Here is a 2,947-nt window from a genome sequence, read left to right as displayed (position 1 = left end):
CATTGATGATATATCTATACACAATTTTTAGCCTCATTGAGGTTAAAAAAAGACAAGCACCCATTTAAGCCTGTCTCTTATACACATCTCTCCATGATAGATCTCTCCTTTTTTGTTCAGGTACCTTATATTTATATAATACAGGTACCTGAAGATTAATTCAAGTCTTTCACGCTAATTATTCAGGTGCCTTAACATTTTTTTATAAATTTCATCATCTACGATACTCACATTGATGATATATCTATACACAATTTTTAGCCTCATTGAGGTTAAAAAAAGACAAGCACCCATTTAAGCAGGATGCTTGTCAATTAATCAATTAGAATTGTTCTCCATAAACGTCATCAACATTTTGGTTTGGATCAATGACGATATATAAACTCTTGGTCTTTTCTGAAACTTTTGTCGATTGATAGACATTATCTAAGCCTTCGTTATCTTTGTCCTTGTAAGGGAAGTAGACTGAATCAGGATGTCCCGCACGGTAAATTATTTCCATGCGCTCGATGTCTTCGAACTTGCGTGCCCGCTCGAACATACCAAGCTCTAATCCGCCTAAATTGATATCCGTCGTTTGAACATGATCGCCCTCTTGATAAATCTCAATCTTGAAGCCGGCACATGGATGTATTTCTACAAACTCACTGCCATGAATTCTTCCAAAACTTGTCGTAATTTGTTTAATCCACAAATCGCCAATGTAACGACGATCGATTGTCCATGTTTCGCCATTACGAAAATAGAATTTTAACGCTGTCATTTCTCTTGCCATTCTGCATTCTCCTCACTACTGATCTAAATCCAAGTTTAGCATACCTTGAGTAAACGGTCACATGTTGTGCTCTTACTTCAATTTTTTTAGAAAAGCTGCAGTTTCGACGATCACTCTTTGATGAAAAACTTCACCAATTAAATGCTCCTTATCAAAGGCTTTGATGGAAAAGGAAATTTTATTCTTATCCGCCTCTTCGATTTGCGCCTCGACTTTTACCTCTGAGTCCACGGCTGTTGGAGCCAAATGCTTCAATTCCATCTTGAAACCAACACTGGTGTGCTCGGCGGAAAGCTCGGGTGCGATTAAAAGTTTTGCACAATTCTCCATCATGGCAACTAATGCTGGTGTAGCCAAAACTTCTAAATCACCAGATCCCATTTGCAAGGCTGTTTGAGTCTCGGTCACTTGATATAGTTTTGCTAATCTTTTCATGACATCTCCTTTTCCAGAAAAGCGGCTGCGAAACTTAATAATGCTTGCTTCTCATTTTTTAATCTTCCTTCGACTACTTCTTGTTCTAAAGCACTTAACGTCATACTAATCCATGATCCCCGAGGATAATCAAAATGATCCATGACTTCGTTGCCTTTCACCGCCAATTCTTTCAAAGATTTAATTGGCAGATATTGATAAAGCAGCCGGATCTTTGCTAAATTCGGTTCACGATCGAAATAATAGAGCAAGTATTCAACTGAGAGTGCTAGCTCTCTGCCCAACTGATATAAAGTCCAGTTATCCCATTCGTATTTCAGTCGAAATTGCAGTGCAGGCACCATTTGAGTAACTTCGCGAATCAATTGATTCGAACATTTCCACTCCTTCATAAAATGACGAATATTCGTAATATTCATATCCAACATCGTCATTAATAACGTCCAAGCCTGTCGTTCAGTAGGAATCGCCGGCCCGCGAAGTTCTGAGAAGTTTAACAACGCTTCACCGTAATTCCTTAAACCGGGGCAATAAACATAGCATTCAGATTCTACAAAGGAACGCAGCCCTGCTTCACGAAAAGAACCCATCATCAATTTAACAAACTCCACATTGATCCGTTCTACAGAAATTTTTGCTAATAAAGAATGATATTCTTGGATTGCCTCAAAGGTATCCGGCTCTAAAGTAAAACCTAGATGACTGACAAATCGCAGCGCCCGCATCATCCGTAAGGCATCTTCATGAAAACGTTCGTAAGGATTCCCCACCGCTCGCAATACTTTATTTCGCAGATCGTCTAAGCCATCAAAAAGATCGATCACAGTACCGTCAATCCCGACCGCTAAAGCATTAATCGTAAAGTCGCGTCGTTTCAAATCCTCTTTAAGGGAGCGGACGAATTCTACATGGTCAGGTCGACGATAGTCTTGATAAGTCGACTCTGTTCGAAAAGTCGTGACTTCATATGTCGCCTCTTTTGTGATTACCATTACAGTTCCATGATCGATCCCTACATCGATTGTGCGATGGAACAGCTCCTTCACCTCTGCCGGAAAAGCACTCGTTGCGATATCTACATCGTGAATCGGCTTATTTAAAAGAATATCGCGGACACTGCCGCCAACGTAGTAGGCTTCATAACCCGCGCTCTGTAGTTTGCGTAAGATTGGCATCGCACCTTGAAACTCGAGCGGAAAAGCTTCTAATTTCATTTAATATCACCTTCTGTCAGACCATCTTTACGCTCAAATCGAAAGCGATCACGTTGATTAAACTTCTCCATATTATGGTTAAAGACTTCTGTCAGATCAATTCCTAGTGAATTTGCCATGATAATCGTAACAAATAAAACATCTCCCAATTCTTCTTCAACCGAATTTGGTTTTTCTGAAGCTTTTTTTGCTTTTTCACCATAATAATGGTTGACCTCCCGAGCCAACTCACCGACCTCTTCTGTTAAACGGGCCATTTGTCCTAATGGAGAAAAATAACCAGTTTTGAATTGTTGTATATAATCATCAACTTCTTGTTGCATGATTTTCATTGTCTTTTCATTCATTAAACCACCTCAAACCTATCTTATCAAAAAACAGATTTGTTTCCTATCATGTTGTTGTAAGTAACTGAAATTCATGCTATGTTGGTTGAGGACTAATTTTTGACTTGATCAATATCAATCCAAATTTTCTATTTTACTCGTTTCATTCAATTAAAATCAGGAGGTGTCGTATGGAA

The 2,947-nt window shown here is 39.0% G+C and carries 4 protein-coding genes; all 4 read right to left on the bottom strand.

Features of this window, described 5'->3' with window-relative positions:
- Positions 1-322 precede the first annotated feature (322 nt).
- The 4 genes from A5875_RS03800 to A5875_RS03785 all read right to left on the bottom strand — a co-directional run bounded on the left by A5875_RS03800 (position 323) and on the right by A5875_RS03785 (position 2,771).
- On the bottom strand, positions 323-775 hold the full coding sequence (locus A5875_RS03800) for a hypothetical protein (RefSeq protein ID WP_088932377.1): 453 nt from the start codon (positions 773-775) through the stop codon (positions 323-325).
- Between the two features lie 72 nt (positions 776-847).
- Positions 848-1,210 carry a thioesterase family protein gene (locus A5875_RS03795; RefSeq protein ID WP_088932376.1) on the bottom strand — a complete coding sequence of 121 codons (363 nt, stop codon included), beginning with the start codon at positions 1,208-1,210 and terminating at the stop codon, positions 848-850.
- Positions 1,207-2,424, bottom strand: a complete 1,218-nt coding sequence (locus A5875_RS03790) for a CCA tRNA nucleotidyltransferase (protein WP_088932375.1) — start codon at positions 2,422-2,424, stop codon at positions 1,207-1,209. The genes A5875_RS03795 and A5875_RS03790 overlap by 4 nt, the downstream gene beginning before the upstream one ends.
- Positions 2,421-2,771, bottom strand: a complete 351-nt coding sequence (locus A5875_RS03785; protein ID WP_088932374.1) for a nucleotide pyrophosphohydrolase — start codon at positions 2,769-2,771, stop codon at positions 2,421-2,423. Before A5875_RS03785 ends, A5875_RS03790 begins: the two co-directional genes overlap by 4 nt.
- Between the last annotated feature and the right edge of the window lie 176 nt (positions 2,772-2,947).

Origin of the sequence: Enterococcus sp. 3H8_DIV0648, assembly GCF_002140655.1 — a bacterium.
Taxonomy (GTDB): Bacteria; Bacillota; Bacilli; order Lactobacillales; family Enterococcaceae; genus Enterococcus_A; species Enterococcus_A hulanensis.
Note: the sequence above shows the minus strand (reverse complement) of the source record. Positions and strands in the feature narration are given on the sequence as shown.